The organism is Streptomyces sp. NPDC045846 (assembly GCF_056431605.1).
On sequence record NZ_JBWKKJ010000010.1, the window covers coordinates 16,195 to 32,078 of the forward strand.

Consider the following 15,884-nt stretch of genomic DNA (forward strand, 5'->3'; position numbering starts at 1 on the left):
AAGCGTTCCACAGTGGTCGCGGGTGGAGCCGAGGGCAGCCCCCGGCTCCGCCGCGGCTCACTCGTCGCCGCTCTCCTGCGCGCTCTCCGTGCGCGGGTCGGTGCGCTCGGGCAGCTCCGCGGCCAGCGCGGCCGCGGCTTGTACGAGGGGAAGAGCGAGCAGTGCCCCGGTTCCTTCGCCCACTGTGACGCCATGATCGAGCAGAGGGTTGAGCGCCATCCGGTCCAGCGCCTTGGCCTGGCCCGGCTCGCCGCTCAACTGGCCCGCGAGCCACCAGTCCGGAGCCCGGAAGGCCGCACGCTGAGCCACCAGCGCACAGGCCGACGAGACGACCCCGTCCAGGATCACCGGCAGCCTGCGCACCGCACACTGCAGCAGGAAACCGGTCGTCGCGGCAAGGTCCGCGCCTCCCACGGCGGCCAGAAGTTCCAGCTGATCGCCGAGAACCGGCCGCGCCCGGCGCAGCGCGTCCCGGATCGCGGCGCACTTGCGCATCCACGCCAGGTCGTCGATCCCGGCGCCGCCGCGGCCGGTCACCACCGAGGCGTCCGTCCCGCACAGCGCCGCGATCAGCACCGCCGCGGGGGTGGTGCCGCCCACGCTGAGATCGCCGAGCACCACCAGGTCGGTGCCGGAGTCGGCCTCCTCGTCGGCGATCCGCATGCCGAGCCGGACGGACGCCTCCGCCTCCTCGACGGTCAGCGCGTCCTCGATGTCGATCCGGCCGCTGCCGCGCCGCACCCGGTGGCGTACGACGTCCTCGGGCAGCAGGCCGGGGTCGCAGTCCAGGCCCGCGTCGACCACGCGGACCGAGGCGCCCAGGCGCCGGGCGAGCACCGCGGCGGGGCTCGCGCCGTCCAGGACGGAGCGCACGAGCGTGTGGGCGGAGGCCGCCGGGCGGGCCGAGACGCCGAGTCCGGCCACGCCGTGGTCGCCCGCGAAGAGGATCACGCGGGGCCGCTGGAGGGCCCGGACCGGGTTGGCGCCCTGCGCCGCCGAGAGCCAGGTGGCCAGCTCGTCGAGCCGGCCGAGGGCGCCGGGCGGCACGGTCAGCCGCTCCCGGCGTTCCTCGGCGTCCCGGCGCACACCGTTGTCGGGGCGTTCGATCAGATCGGAGAAGTCGTCCAGGTTCAGCCTGCTCATTTGCCGAACAGTACCGCCAGCGCGCCCGCCTCAGCCGCGCAGTGCGAGCGCCTGCCCCGCGACGACGAGCAGGACCTGCTCGCACTCGGCCGCGAACGCCGCGTTCAGGCGCCCCAGTTCGTCCCGGAACCGCCGTCCCGAGGAGGTGGCAGGCACCACGCCGGAGCCCACCTCGTTGCTCACCGCCACCAGCGTCCGCGAGGTTCCCCGGACCGCCGCGACGAGTTCCGCCGTACGTTCCCTCAGCGCGCGCTCGCCGCCCGCCGCCCACTTCTCGTCGTCCCACGCGCCGACCCGGTCCATCGCGTCGGTCAGCCACAGCGCCAGACAGTCGATCAGGAGCGGCGGCCCGGACTCCTCCAGGAGCGGGGCGAGCTCGCAGGTCTCCTCGGTGCGCCAGGAGGAGGGGCGCCGTTCGCGGTGCAGTCCGACGCGCGCGGCCCACTCCGCGTCGCCCTCGCGGGCGCCGCCCGTCGCCACGTACACGACCCCCGGGAAGCCCGTGAGCCGCCGCTCGGCCTCCACCGACTTGCCCGAACGCGCGCCGCCCAGGACCAGCGTGCGGCGCGGCAGGTCGGGCACCGCGTGGTACTCGCCGACGGTCAGCGTGGTGCTGTCGGGCACCGCACGCGCGCCGAGCGCCGCGAGCCGGCGCTCCAACTCCCGCCCGGGGGGCACGTCGTGGTCGAGGTGCACGGCGATCACGTCGGTGGCCGGGCCGATGCCGCCCGCCGCCCGCAGCCGCGCCAGCGCGTCGGGCCGCCCGGCGACATCGGCCACCACCATGTCGTACGGGCGCATCTCGGCGGCGCCCGCGGGAGCGCCGCCCGGAGGCAGGTAGAGCAGCCGCTCGCCCTCGGGCGAGGTCACCTCGTAGCCCGTCCCCGGCGAGTCCAGCGGCACCGCGAGCACCCGGTGACCGCTGATCAGGGTGAGCCTGCGGCCGTCCGGCACCCGCCCGGCCGCGGGCAGCCCGGCGGGCAGCTCCACGGCCGGCCCGTCGTGCGGATGGGTGAGCAGCACCTGCCGCACCCCGGCCAGGGTGTGCCCGGCCCGGGCCGCGGCCAGGGCCGCACCCGGGGTGAGGTCGAGCAGCAGCGCGCCGTCGACGAGCAGGGCGGTCGCGGCCCGCGCGTCGCGGCCGCGGGCCAGGGCGCACGCGGCGCAGGGACAGTCGGGGCGCGGCAGGCCCACGGGGGCCCCGGTGCCGAGGAGAGTCAGTTCCACAGGGACGATCCTCCCGCGTCACCGGCCCTCTTGCGCGCCCGGTTACGCTGCGGGCAGCAACGTGACCCAGGAGGCGGACATGGCGTGGACGTGGCGTTTCGAGAAGTCGGACGGTACGGAGGTCGAGCCGGCGGTGGCGCCGGAGGAGTTCACGACCCAGGGGGACGCGGAGTCCTGGATCGGTGAGGTGTGGAAGGACCTGCTCGAAGGCGGGGCCGACCAGGTCTTCCTGTTCGAGGACGGCGCGAAGATCTACGGCCCCATGAGCCTGCACGCCGAACAGGTCTGACGGCCCGGCCGGGGGCGCGGTCGGCGCCCCCGGCACGGCTCAGATCTCGCCGAGGGTCACCTCGGCGGTCTTCTTCGTGCCGTCGCGCGTGTACGTCACCTGGACCTTCTGGCCCGGCTTGTCCGAGGCGAGCGCCTCGGTGAGCGAGGTGATGGACGTGATGTCGGTGTCGCCGAGCCGGACGATGATGTCGCCCGTCCGCAGGCCCGCCTTGGCCGCGGCGCCGGTCGCCGGGGCCTGGACGACCGCGACGCCCGCGGGCTGGTAGCCGGAGTCCACCACGGTGCGCCCGGTGATGCCGAGGGCCGCCCGCCCGGAGTCGGTGACCTTGCCGCTCTTGATGATCTGGTCGGCGACCGTCTTCACCATCGACACCGGGATCGCGAAGCCGATGCCGGGCGCCGCGCTGCCGCCCATGTCCGGGTCGGTCGCGGCGAGCGTCGGGATGCCGATGACCTCGCTGTCGAGGTTGACCAGGGCGCCGCCGCTGTTGCCGGGGTTGATCGCGGCCGAGGTCTGCACCATGTTGGCGATGGTGGCGCCGGTCCCGCCGCCGCCCTGGCCCTCGGAGACGGTGCGGCCGGTCGCCGAGACGATGCCCTGGGTGACGCTGGAGGACAGGCCCAGCGGGGAGCCCATCGCCAGGACGATCTGGCCCATCTCCACCTTGGCGGAGTCGCCGAACCTCGCGGCCTTCAGGCCGCTGGGCACCGAGTCCAGCTTGATCACGGCGAGGTCCTGCTCGGGATAGGCGGCGACCAGCTTGGCGGTGACCGCCGAACTGCTGCCGGAGGTCGTGACCTTGAAGCTCCGCTCGTTGCCCACGACATGGGCGTTGGTGACGATGTGCCCCTGGTCGTCGTAGACGATGCCCGAACCGAGGCTGTTGGAGGCGTCGATCTGCACGACCGACGGCAGCACGTTCTTGATCACGCGCTGGTAGTCGCTCTGCAGGCTGTCGGTCCCGCCGGAGCCGTTGCGCTGGGCCGCCGAGGGGCTCGAAGAACTCGCCGACGGGCTCGGCGACGCCTTCCCCGCGGCGGCGGAGCCCGTGTCCGAACAACCGCCGAGGAGAACGGCGGTGGCGACGGCCGCGGTCAGGGGCAGCACCACACGGCGCACCCGACCGGGGCGAAGAGATGCATCCATGGCAGGAGTATCCCTTTGGTCCGATATGGCGGCCTGTCGGAGCGCCCGATCAGGTACCGGGGCCCCGGACCGGGACCCAATCGGCGGATACCCCTGCCTCAGTCCCGTACGCCGAAGAGGTGCAGCAGCGCCGCGACCTGGCGGTAGGGGTCGGTGCGGCCGGCCCGGTCCTCGGCGGCGAGCAGCCGGTCCAGCTCGTCGGCGGGCGGCAGTTGGGCCTCGTTCGGCACGTTGTCGGTGAACACCCGCACCCCGTACCAGGCGTGCAGCGGCGCCGCGATCCCGTCGAGCGTGCGGGTCAGCACGGCGAGGCGGTCGGCCCGCACCGGCAGGCCGAGCCGGTTGGTGTACGAGTCGGTGTCGAAGGCCGCCAGGGCGCCGGGCCAGTCACCGGCGAGCCCGGGGCGCACGGCCAGCGCGTCGGCGTTCCGCACGAGCAGCGAGAGCAGGCCGCCGGGGGCGAGCATCCGGGCCAGGCCCGCGAGCATCGCGTCGGGATCCGGGACGTACATCAGGACGCCGTGACAGAGCACCACGTCGAAGGAGCCGGGCAGGAAGTGCACCCCGGTCTCGCGGCCGTCGCCCTCGATCAGGCGAACCCGCTCGCGGATGCCCTCGGGCTCGGTGGCCAGCGACTCGCGGGCCACCTTCAGCATCGCGGGATCGGATTCGAGGCCGGTCACCGAGTGCCCGGCGCGCGCCAGGCGCAGGGCCTGGGTGCCCTGGCCCATGCCGACGTCCAGGATCCGCAGGCGCTGGCCGACCGGGAAGCGGCCGGCTATCTGCTCGTCCAGCTGCCGGGCCACGAGTTCCTGGCGGACGATGTTGCGCAGCCCGCCGAGGCCCTTCAGCCAGGCACCGGAGGCGCCCAGGAACCCGGACGGGTGCCCGCTCAGGGCCGCTCTCCGCGCTTGACCTGCGGCTTGGGCAGCCGCAGCCGACGCATCTGGAGCGTGCGCATCAGGCCGTAGGCGACGGCGCCCTTCTTCGGCTCGTCCGGGAACCGGGCGGCCAGCGCCCTCCTGAGCCGGAAGGCGAGCCCGATCGAGTCGAGCACGATCAGCACGATCACGACGAGCCACAGGAGCAGCGAGAGGTTCTGGAGGCTGCCGACGCGGATCATCGAGAGGACCAGGATGATCACCGCGAGGGGCAGGAACATCTCGGCGACCGAGTACCGGGAGTCGACGAAGTCGCGGACGTACTTGCGCACCGGGCCCTTGTCACGGGCCGGCAGGTAGCGCTGGTCGCCATTGGCGAGCGCCTCGCGCTGCTTGGCCATGTCGACCCGGCGGGCCTCGCGCTGGCGCTTGGCGGCCTCCTTGCGGTCGGTCGGCACGGTCGAGGCACGGCGGCGCTGGGTCTGGGCCTCACTCCGCTTGGGAGTGGGGCGCCCCTTGGGGGCCTCGGGGTCGCGGGGCGCTTTGGAGAGGTCCGCCGTCACCTTGTCGGTGGGGGCCTTCTCTGCGTTGGAACGGCTACGGAACACAATCCCCAAGGGTACGGGGTACCCGGCATGGACCCCAGGCCGGTGGGGAACGATCCCACAACGCCTTGCGTCTGTAGGAGCGGGCGATGCACGGTTCCCCGAGGTTCACCTACTCCCTGCGCCGGACCGGCGCGGGGCGCAGTCGTCCTTGGGGATGAGCGCATCGGCGCCCGAACAGTGCGGTAATGGATGCAGGGCCCGTACTGTGGGTCCTGTTGCAGCAGCTGGAGCTGGAGTCCGTCAGAAGGGGGCGCGCGAAGCCCATGAGCGGTGTCATGAAGCGTATGGGGATGATCTTCCGCGCGAAGGCGAACAAGGCCCTTGACCGGGCCGAGGACCCTCGCGAGACCCTCGATTACTCGTACCAGAAGCAGCTTGAGCTGCTCCAGAAGGTGCGCCGGGGCGTCGCCGACGTGGCGACCTCCCGCAAGCGTCTGGAGCTGCAGCTCAACCAGCTCCAGAGCCAGTCCTCCAAGCTGGAGGACCAGGGGCGCAAGGCCCTCTCGCTCGGTCGTGAGGACCTGGCCCGCGAGGCCCTGTCCCGCCGGGCGTCGCTGCAGCAGCAGGTCACCGACCTGGAGACGCAGCACCAGACGTTGCAGGGCGAGGAGGAGAAGCTCACCCTCGCGGCCCAGCGCCTCCAGGCCAAGGTCGACGCCTTCCGCACCAAGAAGGAAACGATCAAGGCGACCTACACCGCGGCCCAGGCCCAGACCCGCATCGCCGAGTCCTTCTCGGGCATCTCCGAGGAGATGAGCGACGTCGGCATGGCCATCCAGCGGGCCGAGGACAAGACCGCGCAGCTCCAGGCGCGGGCCGGCGCGATCGACGAACTGCTTGCCTCCGGTGCCCTCGACGACCAGTCGGGGCTCGCCAAGGACGACATCCAGACCGAGCTGGACCGGCTGTCCGGTGGTACGGATGTAGAGCTGGAACTGCAGCGGATGAAGGCCGAGCTGATGGGTGGCGGAGCCAACGGGAAGCAGGCCATCGAGGGCGGCGCCGCCGCTCCTCAGGACAAGGCCCCGCAGCAGGGCCCGCGCTTCGACAAGCAGTGACGAGCGGCAGGAGACGTTCATGATCGTCCGGATCATGGGGGAGGGGCAGGTGAAGCTGGCGGACAGCCACTTCACCGAGCTCAACAGGCTCGACGACGACCTCCTCGCCGAGATGGAGGCCGGTGACGAGGAGGGCTTCCGGCGCACGCTCGGCGCGCTCCTCGACGCGGTGCGCCGTCTGGGCGAGCCCCTTCCCGATGACGCCCTGGAGCCGTCCGAGCTGATCCTGCCGAGCCCGGACGCGACGCTGGACGAGGTCAAGGACATGCTCAGCGACGACGGCCTCATCCCGGGCTGACGCGGACCGGGGCGGCGCGCCCCCGTTACGGTAGGTGGCCGTGACCCTCCTCGACCGTGCCCGCCCCTGGCTCCGGGCGCATCCACTGGCCCTGGATGCCGCCCTCGCCTTCGGCGTACTGCTCTGCATGGTCCTCGGGTCCTTCGCCGACCCGCACGGGCCGAACGGGCCGACCTTCGGCACCCGTACGCCGGGTCTGCGTTCGCTCGTCCTGATGACGCTGGCCGCCGCCGTCCTCGTCCTGCGGCGGCGCAGGCCCATGGCCGTGCTCGCCTGCACCAGTGCCCTCGCCATGGTCGAGCTGGGCCTCGGCGCGCCGCCCGCGCCCGTCGCGATGAGCGCCGTCGTCGCGCTCTACACGGTCGCCGCCCACACCGACCGGCCCACCACCTACCGGGTCGGCGTGCTCACCATCGTGGTGCTCACCGGTACGGCGATGCTCTTCGGCGTTCCGCCCTGGTACTCCCAGGAACACCTCGGGATCTTCGCCTGGACCGGCATGGCCGCGGCCGCCGGGGACGCCGTGCGCAGCCGGCGCGCCTTCGTCGACGCGATCAGGGAGCGCGCCGAGCGGGCCGAGCACGGGCGCGAGGAGGAGGCCCGGCGCCGGGTCGCCGAGGAGCGGCTGCGCATCGCGCGCGACCTGCACGACGTGGTGGCCCACCACATCGCGCTGGTCAACGTCCAGGCCGGTGTCGCCGCGCACGTCATGGACAAGCGGCCCGACCAGGCCAAGGAGGCCCTCGCCCACGTGCGCGAGGCCAGCCGCTCGGCGCTGGGCGAACTCCGCGCCACGGTCGGCCTGTTGCGCCAGTCCGGCGACCCCGCCGCCCCCACCGAGCCCGCCCCCGGGCTCGCCGTCCTCGACGATCTGCTCGGCGGCTTCCGGCGGGCCGGGCTGCCCGTGGAACTCGCCCGCTCCGACGACGCCCCGCTGCCCGCCTCCGTCGACCTCGCCGCCTACCGGGTCATCCAGGAGGCGCTCACCAACGTGCAGAAGCACGCCGGGCCCGGCGCCAAGGCCGAGGTGAGCGTCGTGCGGGTCGGCCCCCACACCGAGATCACCGTCATCGACAACGGCACCGGCACCGGCGCCGCCGCGGGCGACGGCGGCGGCCACGGGCTGCTCGGCATGCGCGAACGCGTCGCCGCGCTCGGCGGCACCTGCACCGCCGGGCCCCGCTACGGCGGCGGCTTCCGGGTCCAGGCGATACTGCCGGTCAAGGCCGCGGAGACCGGGGCCACGGGGGAAGGCACGTCATGACGATCAAGGTGGTACTCGCCGACGACCAGGCGCTGCTGCGCTCGGCGTTCCGCGTGCTGGTCGACTCGGAGCCGGACATGGAGGTCGTCGGCGAGGCCGCGGACGGCGCCGAGGTCGTCACCGTGGTCCACCGGACGCTGCCCGACGTCGTCCTGATGGACATCCGGATGCCCGGCACCGACGGGCTCGCCGCCACCCGTGCCATCACCGCCGACCCGGCCCTGGCCGGTGTCCACGTGGTGATGCTGACGACCTTCGAGGTCGACGAGTACGTGGTGCAGTCGCTGCGCGCCGGTGCCTCGGGCTTCCTCGGCAAGGGCGCCGAGCCCGAGGAACTGCTCGGCGCGATCCGGATCGCCGCAGCCGGTGAGGCCCTGCTGTCCCCGGCCGCGACCAAGGGTTTGATCACCACCTTCCTTGCCCAGGGCGGCAGTTGGGACGGCGGCGAGGACGCGCGGCGGCACGGCGAGCGGCTCGCCGCGCTCACCGTCCGCGAGCGCGAGGTGCTGGTCCAGGTCGCCGGGGGCCACTCCAACGACGAGATCGCCGAACGCCTCGCGGTGAGCCCGCTGACCGTCAAGACCCACGTCAACCGCGCGATGGCCAAATTGAGCGCCCGTGACCGCGCCCAACTGGTGGTCATCGCGTACGAATCGGGCCTGGTCCGCCCACGGGTGGACTGAAGGGTGGAGCGCGGCGTACTGCGGCTGCGGTATGCGCGGGATAAGGAAAGGGACCTGGGAGCGAGGAATCGGACCCGCCCGATGGCCGAGGGTGGTAGGCGGGGGCCGGGTCTTCCCGGGTGACGCGCCGCGCGATCGCGGGCCGGTCCCGTCTGTCTCGTACCGCCGCTCGCACGCCACAGAAGAGAGACCCCACCCATGTCCTGGCTGTCCAGATTCAGCCTCGCACAACGGGCCCTGATAGGCCTGATGTCGATCGTCGCGATCGTCTTCGGGGCGATCGCCATTCCGCAGCTCAAGCAGCAGCTGCTGCCCACCATCGAACTGCCGATGGTGTCGGTGCTCGCCCCCTACCAGGGCGCGTCCCCCGACGTGGTCGAGAAGCAGGTCGTCGAGCCGCTCGAAAAGAACATCAAGGCCGTCAGCGGAGTCAAGGGCATCACGTCCACGGCGTCCGAGGGCAACGCCGTGATCATGGCGACCTTCGAGTACGGCAACGGTACGAAGCAGCTCGTCGCCGACATCCAGCAGGCCGTCAACCGGTCGCGCAACCAGCTCCCCGCCGAGGTCGACCCGCAGGTCGTGGCCGGTTCCACCGACGACATGCCGACCGTGGTGCTCGCGGTGACCTCCGACAAGGACCAGCAGGCGCTCGCCGACCAGCTGGACCGCACGGTCGTCCCGGTCCTCCAGGACATCAAGGGCGTCGGCCGCGTCAGCGTCGACGGCGTGCAGGAGCTCCAGGTCAACGTCACGCCCGACCCGAAGAAGCTCGCCGCGGCCGGTCTGAACACCATGACGCTCGGCGACGCCCTGAAGGCGGGCGGCGCGACCATACCGGGCGGCTCCTTCTCCGAGGACGGCAAGAGCCGCACCGTCCAGGTCGGCGGCCCCTACACCTCGCTCCAGCAGATCGAGAACCTGCGCATCAAGCCGCAGCAGGGCGCCCCGGTCCGCCTCGGTGACATCGCCACCGTCAAGCAGCAGCCCGCGAAGCGGGTCTCCATCACCCGCACCAACGGCAAGCCCAGCCTCGCCGTGATGGCCACCATGGACCACGACGGCAGCGCCGTCGCGATCTCCCAGGCGGTCAAGGACAAGCTGCCCGACCTGAAGAAGGACCTCGGCTCCGGCGCGGAGCTCACCGTGGTCTCCGACCAGGGCCCGCAGGTCTCCAAGGCCATCTCCGGCCTGACCACCGAGGGCGCGCTCGGCCTGCTCTTCGCGGTGATCGTGATCCTCCTCTTCCTCGCCTCGATCCGCTCCACGCTGGTGACCGCGGTCTCCATCCCGCTGTCCGTGGTCCTGGCGCTGATCGTGCTGTGGACGCAGGACCTCTCGCTCAACATGCTGACCCTGGGCGCGCTGACGATCGCGATCGGCCGGGTCGTCGACGACTCGATCGTGGTCCTGGAGAACATCAAGCGCCACCTCGGCTACGGCGAGGAGCGCCACTCGGCGATCCTGGCGGCCGTCAAGGAGGTCGCGGGTGCGGTCACCGCGTCGACGCTCACCACCGTCGCGGTCTTCCTGCCGATCGCCTTCGTGAACGGCATGGTGGGCGAGTTGTTCGGCTCGTTCAGCCTGACGGTCACCGCGGCGCTGCTCGCCTCGCTGCTCGTCTCCCTGACCGTCGTGCCGGTCCTGTCGTACTGGTTCCTGCGCGCCCCGAAGTCGATCGCGGGCATCGACCCGGAGGAGGCGCGCCGCAGGGCGGAGGAGAAGGAGAACAGGTCCCGCCTCCAGCGGCTGTACGTCCCGGTGCTCCGCTTCGCCACCCGCCGCCGCGTCACCAGCGTGGTGCTCGCGGTCGTCATCCTGGTCGGCACCTTCGGCATGGCCGGGCTGCTCAAGACCAACTTCTTCGACCAGGGCGAGCAGGACACCCTGTCGATCAAGCAGGAGCTGGAGCCCGGCACCAGCCTGGACGCGGCGGACGCGGCCTCCAAGAAGGTCGAGGGGATCCTCGCGGCCGACCCGGCGGTCAAGAGCTACCAGGTCACCGTCGGCTCCTCCGGCTTCATGGCGGCCTTCGGCGGCGGCACCGGCGCCAACCAGGCCTCGTACACGGTGACGCTGAAGAGCGCGGGCGACTACGACAAGGCGCACGACCGTCTGGAGGCGGCCCTCAAGGACCAGCCGGGCCACCCCGCCATCTCGTCCGGCGGCGGCTTCGGCAGCCAGGACCTGAGCGTGGTCGTCAAGGCGGCCGACGGGGACGTCCTGAAGAAGGCCTCCGAGCAGGTGCGCCAGGCGGTCGCGAGCCTGAAGGACGTCAGCGACGTCCAGAGCGACCTGGCGCAGAGCGTGCCCCGGGTCTCGGTGCAGCCCAACGACAAGGCGGCCGACGCGGGCTTCAACCAGACCACGCTCGGCATGGCCGTGGCCCAGCAGGTGCGGGGCACCCAGGTCACCAAGGCGATCATGGGCGACGCCGAGCGGGACGTGTACATCACCGCGGCCGACCCGGCCACGACGGTGGACCAGCTCAAGAACCTCCCGCTCGGCCCGGTCAAGCTCGGTGACATCGCCGACGTGAAGCTGGTGCCCGGCCCGGTCTCGATGACCCGGATCGACGGCGCCCGCTCGGCGACCATCACGGCCAAGCCGGTCGGCGACAACACCGGCAAGGTCAGCACCGACCTCCAGGCCAAGATCAAGGACCTGAAGCTGCCGGCCGGCACCACCGCTTCCATCGGCGGTGTCTCCTCGGACCAGTCGGACGCGTTCAAGAACCTGGGCCTGGCGATGCTGGCGGCGATCGCGATCGTCTTCATGCTCCTGGTCGCGACGTTCAAGTCCCTGATCCAGCCGCTGATCCTGCTGGTCGCCATCCCGTTCGCGGCCACCGGCGCCATCGGCCTGCTGATCGCCACCGGTACCCCGATGGGTGTCCCGGCGATGATCGGCATGCTCATGCTGATCGGCATCGTGGTCACCAACGCGATCGTCCTGATCGACCTGATCAACCAGTACCGCAAGCAGGGTCTCGGCGTCGTCGAGGCGGTCGTCGAGGGCGGCCGCCACCGGCTCCGCCCGATCCTCATGACGGCCCTGGCGACGATCTTCGCGCTGCTCCCGATGGCGCTCGGCGTCACGGGCGAGGGCGGCTTCATCGCCCAGCCGCTGGCGGTGGTGGTGATCGGCGGTCTGGTGACGTCGACCCTGCTGACCCTCCTCCTGGTGCCGACCCTCTACGCGATGGTCGAGCTCCGCAAGGAGCGCAAGGCCACGAAGAAGGCGGCCAAGCGCGCCAGGAAGGCGGGCGCCGCGGCGTCGGACGACTCCGCCGACCGCGAGCCGGCCAACGCCTGATCCGGCGACCGGCCGGGGCGGGCCCGCGCCCGCCCCGGCCGGTCCGCCCGCTCGGTACAGACGACGATGGCCGCCCCCACCGGTGTGGGGGCGGCCATCGTCGTCGTGCGGGCCGGGGGAGTGGCTACGGCAGCGCCAGCATCCGCTCCAGAGCCAGCTTCGCGAAGCTCTCGGTCTCCTTGTCGACCTGGATCTGGTTGATCAGCTTGCCCTCGGCGAGCGACTCCAGGGTCCACACCAGGTGGGGGAGGTCGATGCGGTTCATGGTCGAGCAGAAGCAGACCGTCTTGTCGAGGAAGACGATCTCCTTGTCCTCGGCGGCGAACCGGTTGGCCAGGCGGCGCACCAGGTTCAGCTCGGTGCCGATCGCCCACTTCGAGCCGCGTGGGGCGGCTTCGAGGGCCTTGATGATGTACTCGGTCGAGCCCACGTAGTCGGCCGCGGCCACCACCTCGTGCTTGCACTCGGGGTGCACCAGGACGTTCACGCCCGGGATGCGCTCGCGCACGTCGTTCACCGAGTCCAGCGAGAAGCGGCCGTGCACCGAGCAGTGCCCGCGCCACAGGATCATCCTGGCGCCCCGCAGCTCCTCGACGGTGAGCCCGCCGTTCGGCTTGTGCGGGTTGTAGAGCACGCAGTCCTCCAGGGACATGCCGAGCTCGCGCACCGCGGTGTTGCGGCCCAGGTGCTGGTCCGGCAGGAACAGGACCTTGTCACCCTGCTCGAACGCCCAGTTCAGGGCGCGTTCGGCGTTGGAGGACGTGCAGATGGTGCCGCCGTGCTTGCCGGTGAAGGCCTTGATGTCGGCCGAGGAGTTCATGTACGAGACGGGCACGACCTGCTCGGCTATGCCGGCCTCGGTCAGCACGTCCCAGCACTCGGCGACCTGCTCGGCGGTGGCCATGTCGGCCATCGAGCAGCCGGCGGCGAGGTCCGGCAGGACGACCTTCTGGTCGTCGCCGGTCAGGATGTCCGCGGACTCGGCCATGAAGTGCACACCGCAGAACACGATGTACTCGGCCTCCGGCTTCGCGGCGGCGTCCCTGGCCAGCTTGAACGAGTCGCCCGTCACATCGGCGAACTCGATGACCTCGTCGCGCTGGTAGTGGTGCCCGAGGATGAAGACCTTGTCCCCGAGCTTCGCCTTGGCCGCGCGGGCGCGCTCCACCAGGTCCGGGTCGGAGGGCGACGGCAGGTCACCGGGACACTCCACGCCGCGCTCGCTCTTGGGGTCGGCCTCGCGGCCGAGCAGGAGCAGCGCGAGCGGCGTCGGCTGGACGTCGAGCTCGACGCGGCCGGCGAGGTCCTGACGGGGCTGGGCGGTGGTCACGTCACGCACCCTTTCTGTTTCCTGAGCAGTGCGGCGGAGCCGCTCCAGTGGAGCCAGTGCTTGGTGCTTGCACCGGGGTTTTCGTCTAAATGACGCTATCTATCATAACTGCTTCACGTCACTTTGACGATGGCCATAGCGTCGATGTGACGCACCCGGCCACCGCCCGCCCCCGTACGGAGTTGTCCCCAGGCCTTTCCGTGCCCGGCGCTCCGTGTGCGAGCATGAAAGGGAAGAACCCCAGAAGAGCCCGGAATGAATCCGGGGCCCCGCCGGTTGCAACCGTCGGCAAGCAGTCTCCGTACAACCCGGGAGAGAAGCAGATGTCCGTATCGGACGAGACCACCACCGTGAGCGACGGCATCCTCCTGTCCGACGCCGCCGCGGCCAAGGTCAAGGGCCTCCTTGAGCAGGAGGGCCGGGACGACCTGGCGCTGCGTGTCGCCGTTCAGCCGGGCGGCTGCTCCGGCCTGCGCTACCAGCTGTTCTTCGACGAGCGCTCGCTCGACGGTGACGTCGTCAAGGACTTCGACGGTGTCAAGGTCGTCACCGACCGCATGAGCGCCCCGTACCTGGGCGGCGCCTCGATCGACTTCGTCGACACCATCGAGAAGCAGGGCTTCACGATCGACAACCCGAACGCGACGGGTTCCTGCGCCTGCGGCGACTCCTTCAGCTAAGCCCCACGGCGGCCGAAAGGCGGGTGCCCCCGGTCATCGGGGACACCCGCCTTCGCCATGTCCGGCGCGCGGCCGGGCCTGCCTACTTCTTCGGCAGCTCCTTGCCGGTGTCGGCGTCGATCACCTGCCGCGCCCCGAGCGCCTCGTGCAGCTGCACCTGGACGGTCTGCTGCTTGGCCAGCAGGACGCACATCTTCTTCGGGTCCTTGACCTGCCCGGTCACCTTCACCCGCACGCCGCCGCCGCTCTCGTCGGCGATCGCCGTGTACGTGCTGCACACCCCGCCCCAGAACGTGACGGTCAGCGTCCGCCCGTCCGGCGCGACGGCGTACGACACCAGGGCCTGGCCGTGGTCGCCAGGCGTGGCCGACCCCGACGGCGCCGGCACGGGAGCGCCGGTCGGCGGGGCGGGCGGCTTCGCGATGTACTGGGGCGCCACCGCCGGAGCGGTGATCGTGAACGGCTGCCCCGCGGTCGGCTTGACCTCGAAGAGCCACGACGGCACGAGCGCCTGCACCCCGTCCACGAACTGCGCGGCGAGCCCGAAGGTGGCCCCGTCGATCGTCACGGTCGAGGGCGTGCCCTGCTTGCACGGCTGCTGGAGGTTGCCCTGCGGATCACTCGGGAGCCTGCCCTGGGTGGGCTGCCCGTCGAGCGGCACCGGCGCCGCGCAGTCCTTGCTCCTCGGCCGCTCGGTGGTGTGGCCGTTGAGCTGCGCCAGCGTCTGGTCCGCGCTCAGCACCGGATAGGTGGCGCCCTTGTCCGGTGTCTTCAACTGGCCGCTGCCGGCCACCACTTGACCGTCCGGGCCGACCTGGATGCCGGTCGTCCAGCCGTAGGTGGGAAGGCCGTCGACGACCGGGTCGGCGTTGACCACCCGGGCCGAGGCCAGGATCTCCTTGGCGTCCAGCTTGGCGTCGTCCTCGCCGAGCGCCTTGAGGACCGGCGCCGCGGCCGCCTTCGCCGCCTCCTCGCTCACCGGCGCGCCGCCGCCCGGGCCGCCGCCCGAATCCGCGCCGGTGGTGTGCATCGGACACATCTTGCCCTTGGGGCAGTTGTCCGACCCGCCGGTGCCGTACCGGGCGAACGTCCAGGTGCCCGGCGCCCTCTGACTGACCGTCAGGGTCGGACCCGAGCCGTCCTTCGTCGCGCCCACCTTCCAGGTGCCGCCCTCGAGGCGCGCCGTACCCTCGACGCCCAGCGCCTTGGCGAGCCGGTTCACGTCGGCCTCGTCCACGGTGCCGCGCGGTTGGTGGACGGCCGCCTTGCCCGGGCCGCCGGGCAGCTTGACCGACGCCCGGTAGACCACCCCGTTCGGGTCGGGCTCGCCGGGCGCGATCCCGTTGCCGCCACCGCTGGGGCCGGGGCCCGCGGTGGCGTCGAGTGCGAGCGGCGGAGGTGCGCCGTCCCCTCCGGGCGCCGTGTCGCCGCCGCCCGAGGATGCCGTCGAGGCCCAGTACGCCCCACCGCCCCCCGCGGCCAGTACGGCCACGGCGGCCGCGGCGAGGATCAAGGGAGATCGTCGCGAACGCCGCTGTCGGGGCTCGTCCTGCGTGTGCTCGCTGCTCACCAGATCGCTCCTGTCCAGTCGTATCCCGCATCCCCCTTACGAGGGACGCCGATTGGACGGAGCGGGGGAGCGCACGGTTCCATCCGTGCGCCGCACCCCGCGCGATCAGGCCGTTTCAGTCCCCGTATTCGGACATGCCCGCGATCAGCCGCACCGACGAGGGCGGAATCGTCACACCGTGGATGCGGGACGGCGGCACGGGCGCCGGAGCCGCCGGGGCGGGGACGACCCAGTGCGGCGCCATCCGTGCGCAGTCCCCGCGCAGCTCCGCGAGACCCTGATCCGTCGCCACCCCGTACCCGCCGCTCACCTTGGTTTCCATGCTTCGCACCGTACGCATCGGGAAGGGTGCGCAGAAAGACCTACTATTGGGTAGTTTCCGCCGGTCG

15 protein-coding genes are annotated in these 15,884 nt (G+C 71.9%); 7 read left to right on the forward strand and 8 right to left on the reverse strand.

Annotation, left to right across the window (positions count from 1 at the left end; genetic code table 11):
• Nucleotides 1–57 precede the first annotated feature (57 nt).
• Nucleotides 58–1,143, reverse strand: coding sequence for a nicotinate-nucleotide--dimethylbenzimidazole phosphoribosyltransferase (gene cobT, locus AC07F3_RS27125; RefSeq protein WP_479117051.1), 1,086 nt, complete (start codon nt 1,141–1,143; stop codon nt 58–60).
• A 30-nt stretch (nt 1,144–1,173) separates the two neighbouring features.
• A complete protein-coding gene (locus AC07F3_RS27130) occupies nt 1,174–2,370 on the reverse strand; it encodes a bifunctional adenosylcobinamide kinase/adenosylcobinamide-phosphate guanylyltransferase (protein ID WP_479117052.1) in 1,197 nt (398 codons plus the stop codon).
• A 79-nt stretch (nt 2,371–2,449) separates the two neighbouring features.
• On the opposite strand from AC07F3_RS27130, the gene AC07F3_RS27135 reads away from it, so the two are divergent.
• Nucleotides 2,450–2,659, forward strand: a complete 210-nt coding sequence (locus tag AC07F3_RS27135) for a hypothetical protein (RefSeq protein ID WP_261710985.1) — start codon at nt 2,450–2,452, stop codon at nt 2,657–2,659.
• Nucleotides 2,660–2,698: 39 nt separating this feature from the next.
• On the opposite strand, the gene AC07F3_RS27140 is transcribed toward AC07F3_RS27135, so the two are convergent.
• The 3 genes from AC07F3_RS27140 to AC07F3_RS27150 all read right to left on the reverse strand — a co-directional run bounded on the left by AC07F3_RS27140 (nt 2,699) and on the right by AC07F3_RS27150 (nt 5,297).
• Nucleotides 2,699–3,808, reverse strand: coding sequence for a S1C family serine protease (locus tag AC07F3_RS27140; RefSeq protein ID WP_479117053.1), 1,110 nt, complete (start codon nt 3,806–3,808; stop codon nt 2,699–2,701).
• Between the two features lie 98 nt (nt 3,809–3,906).
• Entirely contained in the window at nt 3,907–4,614 is a 708-nt protein-coding gene (locus AC07F3_RS27145) for a class I SAM-dependent methyltransferase (RefSeq protein WP_114036040.1), read from the reverse strand.
• An 86-nt stretch (nt 4,615–4,700) separates the two neighbouring features.
• Nucleotides 4,701–5,297, reverse strand: coding sequence for a DUF3043 domain-containing protein (locus AC07F3_RS27150; protein ID WP_388975399.1), 597 nt, complete (start codon nt 5,295–5,297; stop codon nt 4,701–4,703).
• 263 nt (nt 5,298–5,560) lie between these two features.
• Here AC07F3_RS27150 and AC07F3_RS27155 point away from each other — a divergent pair, with 263 nt between their 5' ends.
• From AC07F3_RS27155 to AC07F3_RS27175, 5 genes are all read left to right on the forward strand, one after another.
• The gene (locus AC07F3_RS27155) at nt 5,561–6,355 is read left to right on the forward strand and encodes a PspA/IM30 family protein (protein ID WP_479117054.1); all 795 of its coding nucleotides are present in this window, start codon (nt 5,561–5,563) and stop codon (nt 6,353–6,355) included.
• A gap of 19 nt (nt 6,356–6,374) precedes the next feature.
• Entirely contained in the window at nt 6,375–6,653 is a 279-nt protein-coding gene (gene pspAA / locus AC07F3_RS27160) for a PspA-associated protein PspAA (RefSeq protein ID WP_479117055.1), read from the forward strand.
• A 40-nt stretch (nt 6,654–6,693) separates the two neighbouring features.
• Nucleotides 6,694–7,917, forward strand: a complete 1,224-nt coding sequence (locus AC07F3_RS27165) for a sensor histidine kinase (protein ID WP_479117056.1) — start codon at nt 6,694–6,696, stop codon at nt 7,915–7,917.
• A complete protein-coding gene (locus tag AC07F3_RS27170; protein WP_479117057.1) occupies nt 7,914–8,600 on the forward strand; it encodes a response regulator in 687 nt (228 codons plus the stop codon). Before AC07F3_RS27165 ends, AC07F3_RS27170 begins: the two co-directional genes overlap by 4 nt.
• A gap of 198 nt (nt 8,601–8,798) precedes the next feature.
• The gene (locus tag AC07F3_RS27175) at nt 8,799–11,915 is read left to right on the forward strand and encodes an efflux RND transporter permease subunit (protein WP_479117058.1); all 3,117 of its coding nucleotides are present in this window, start codon (nt 8,799–8,801) and stop codon (nt 11,913–11,915) included.
• A gap of 124 nt (nt 11,916–12,039) precedes the next feature.
• Here AC07F3_RS27175 and nadA read toward each other — a convergent pair whose 3' ends face one another.
• Nucleotides 12,040–13,254: a quinolinate synthase NadA gene (gene nadA / locus AC07F3_RS27180; RefSeq protein ID WP_479117059.1), complete on the reverse strand. Its 1,215-nt coding sequence runs from the start codon at nt 13,252–13,254 to the stop codon at nt 12,040–12,042.
• A 314-nt stretch (nt 13,255–13,568) separates the two neighbouring features.
• Between nadA and AC07F3_RS27185 the strand changes: the two genes are divergently transcribed.
• The gene (locus AC07F3_RS27185) at nt 13,569–13,925 is read left to right on the forward strand and encodes a HesB/IscA family protein (protein WP_030933606.1); all 357 of its coding nucleotides are present in this window, start codon (nt 13,569–13,571) and stop codon (nt 13,923–13,925) included.
• 82 nt (nt 13,926–14,007) lie between these two features.
• Here AC07F3_RS27185 and AC07F3_RS27190 read toward each other — a convergent pair whose 3' ends face one another.
• A complete protein-coding gene (locus AC07F3_RS27190) occupies nt 14,008–15,495 on the reverse strand; it encodes a hypothetical protein (protein ID WP_479117060.1) in 1,488 nt (495 codons plus the stop codon).
• Between the two features lie 115 nt (nt 15,496–15,610).
• On the reverse strand, nt 15,611–15,817 hold the full coding sequence (locus tag AC07F3_RS27195) for a hypothetical protein (protein ID WP_479117061.1): 207 nt from the start codon (nt 15,815–15,817) through the stop codon (nt 15,611–15,613).
• Nucleotides 15,818–15,884: the final 67 nt, after the last annotated feature.

What these genes read in the sequence shown, in the direction of transcription:
- cobT (WP_479117051.1), bottom strand. Translation starts at nt 1,143, where the DNA reads ATGAGCAGGCTGAACCTGGACGACTTCTCCGATCTGATCGAACGCCCC.
- AC07F3_RS27140 (WP_479117053.1), bottom strand. Translation starts at nt 3,808, where the DNA reads ATGGATGCATCTCTTCGCCCCGGTCGGGTGCGCCGTGTGGTGCTGCCC.
- AC07F3_RS27170 (WP_479117057.1), top strand. Translation starts at nt 7,914, where the DNA reads ATGACGATCAAGGTGGTACTCGCCGACGACCAGGCGCTGCTGCGCTCG.
- AC07F3_RS27175 (WP_479117058.1), top strand. Translation starts at nt 8,799, where the DNA reads ATGTCCTGGCTGTCCAGATTCAGCCTCGCACAACGGGCCCTGATAGGC.
- pspAA (WP_479117055.1), top strand. Translation starts at nt 6,375, where the DNA reads ATGATCGTCCGGATCATGGGGGAGGGGCAGGTGAAGCTGGCGGACAGC.
- AC07F3_RS27135 (WP_261710985.1), top strand. Translation starts at nt 2,450, where the DNA reads ATGGCGTGGACGTGGCGTTTCGAGAAGTCGGACGGTACGGAGGTCGAG.
- AC07F3_RS27195 (WP_479117061.1), bottom strand. Translation starts at nt 15,817, where the DNA reads ATGGAAACCAAGGTGAGCGGCGGGTACGGGGTGGCGACGGATCAGGGT.
- AC07F3_RS27185 (WP_030933606.1), top strand. Translation starts at nt 13,569, where the DNA reads ATGTCCGTATCGGACGAGACCACCACCGTGAGCGACGGCATCCTCCTG.
- AC07F3_RS27155 (WP_479117054.1), top strand. Translation starts at nt 5,561, where the DNA reads ATGAGCGGTGTCATGAAGCGTATGGGGATGATCTTCCGCGCGAAGGCG.